This window comes from Rhodoluna sp. (assembly GCF_024641065.1).
Classification (GTDB): domain Bacteria; phylum Actinomycetota; class Actinomycetes; order Actinomycetales; family Microbacteriaceae; genus Rhodoluna.
Map to the genome: position 1 here is coordinate 1 of NZ_JAHEDV010000030.1, position 2038 is coordinate 2038.

Annotated in this window: 2 protein-coding genes and 1 pseudogene; all 3 read right to left on the reverse strand. The window is 50.8% G+C overall.

The window, feature by feature from the left end; genetic code table 11:
* Positions 1-232 (reverse strand): annotated as a pseudogene (locus tag Q0L26_RS05825) (ABC transporter); the annotation flags it as partial.
* Positions 229-1071: an ABC transporter permease gene (locus Q0L26_RS05830; protein ID WP_296648642.1), complete on the reverse strand. Its 843-nt coding sequence runs from the start codon at positions 1069-1071 to the stop codon at positions 229-231. The pseudogene Q0L26_RS05825 and the gene Q0L26_RS05830, both read right to left, overlap by 4 nt.
* 2 nt (positions 1072-1073) lie before the next feature.
* A complete protein-coding gene (locus Q0L26_RS05835; RefSeq protein ID WP_296648644.1) occupies positions 1074-1988 on the reverse strand; it encodes an ABC transporter ATP-binding protein in 915 nt (304 codons plus the stop codon).
* Between the last annotated feature and the right edge of the window lie 50 nt (positions 1989-2038).

The window sequence follows — 2038 nt, forward strand, 5'->3', positions numbered from 1 at the left end:
CGTCGGTCACACCACCGATTAGCGCACCAAGACCGAAACCAAATGCCAACAAATAAAACACCGGCTCGACGAAACCGCTGAGCACGACCATCCATGAAGAAGTTTTGAAAGCCATGAATGCGCGCTCAATCATTGCGCTGGTGCGACCGGCATAAAACTCTGCGCCGATTTTTCCGCTGCGACGTTCTGCGATAGCCACTGCGCTATCGACCGTTGCGTTAATCAAACTCATTTCATCAACCTCGTGTGAAACTGTCGAGCGCCAACAAACATCGACACAGAGAACAAAATCGCCAAATAACCGAAGTGCACTGCCATCAACCACGGCTCAACCTCATGGCCATAGCTCAGGTTGCGACCAATATCGGTGGCATGCCAAACCGGTGAGACCCAGCCGATCCACTGCAAATAAATAGGCAGTGTGGTTAGCGGATAAAACGTGCCAGAGAACATAAACATTGGTGCAATCACAAATCGCCCAACCAACGCAAAGAAACCATCGTCTTGCTTTACAAAAGAGGTGATGGCAAGCATGAATGCTGCAAACGAGATTCCGGCAAAAAATGCCGAGATGGTTAATGCCGGCAAAGACTGCCAGGTAATTGCGCCGAATGCCAATAACACGGCCTCATAGAAGATGGTGTTCAACAAGCAACGAATCGACGAGGCAATCATGATTCCGCCAACAATGTCGCGACCACGAAGCTGGGTGGCAATCATCGAGAAGAACGATTTATCCCACACGAAGCCCTGCAGTGTAGGAAAGGTAGTTTCATCCATGGCGGCCTGAATCGCTGCAGTGACAAGCAAAGCGGGGGCCAAGAAGGTTAGATAACCAACGCCATCGATGCCGTTGGGGCCTAGGTTTTTATTGACCAACGACCCAACGCCGATGCCCACCGAGAACAGATAAAGCACCGGGTTGCCAAGGCCAAAGGCGATGATTGCACCTATCCACTTCGACATATTGCGAAGACGATATTCGGCAACGAACCACGGTGCCCAGGTGCGCGCTTTCTTGAAATCTATTAGCTCGGCAGAACCCTGCCAAGTGAGCTTGAAGTCAGTCATTCTTAGTCGACCAACGTTCTTCCGGTAAGTCGCAAGAAAACGTCTTCAAGTGAACTACGGCGAACGAGTTGAGTCTGTGGCTCGAGACCCAATTTGTTGATCTGCTTCAAAACCTTTTCGCCGTCTTCGCAATAAATCAAGATGCGGTCTGGCAAAAGTTCGATGCGGTCACCAAGTTTTTCAACTTTCTTGGCAGCCTCTGCGTTCCTGGCTGAACCAAAACGAACTTCAACCACTTCTTTGCTCGAATATTTTTTGATTAGCGCGGCAGGTGCACCCTCGGCCATGATCTTGCCTTTGTCCATCACAATAATTCGGTCACAGAGTTGCTCGGCTTCATCCATGTAGTGAGTGGTGATCACAAGTGTCACGCCTTCTTCTTTGAGGCGAAACAAGCGATCCCAGAGAATGTGACGAGCCTGCGGGTCAAGACCAGTGGTTGGCTCATCAAGCATCAAAATTTCTGGTTCATTCACCAAACCGCGAGCAATTGTTAGGCGGCGTTTCATTCCTCCCGACAACTGGTCAACTTTTACATTGCGTTTCTCTTGAAGTTGAGCAAAATCAAGCAGCTCTTCAATCTTCTTCTTCAAGAATTTGCGGGGCAGGCCGAAGTAGCGACCATAGATATAGAGGTTTTCCCAGGTCTTGAGTTCGCCGTCGTGGTTGTCTTGCTGAGGCACAACTCCGAGGTGTGCGCGAATCTCTGGGCCGGCCTTGTTCGGGTCGCGCCCCAAGATTGACAGCTCGCCACCGGTGCGAAGCGAGGTTGCCGCGATCATCTTCATGGTGGTTGACTTGCCCGCGCCGTTAGGCCCTAGCAGGCCAAATGACTCGCCGCGCTTGACCTGAAAGTCGATGCCGTCGACAGCGGTGAAATCGTCGTATTTCTTGGTTAGACCCTTTGCGACAATCATCAGTTCGTCGGGCGCACTCTTCTTAGCCAAGGCAGTTCTTTCTTCTTTGA

Bases quoted from the DNA above. Each gene is read 5' to 3' on its own strand.
- Q0L26_RS05830 (WP_296648642.1), bottom strand. From the start codon at position 1,071: ATGACTGACTTCAAGCTCACTTGGCAGGGTTCTGCCGAGCTAATAGAT.
- Q0L26_RS05835 (WP_296648644.1), bottom strand. From the start codon at position 1,988: ATGATTGTCGCAAAGGGTCTAACCAAGAAATACGACGATTTCACCGCT.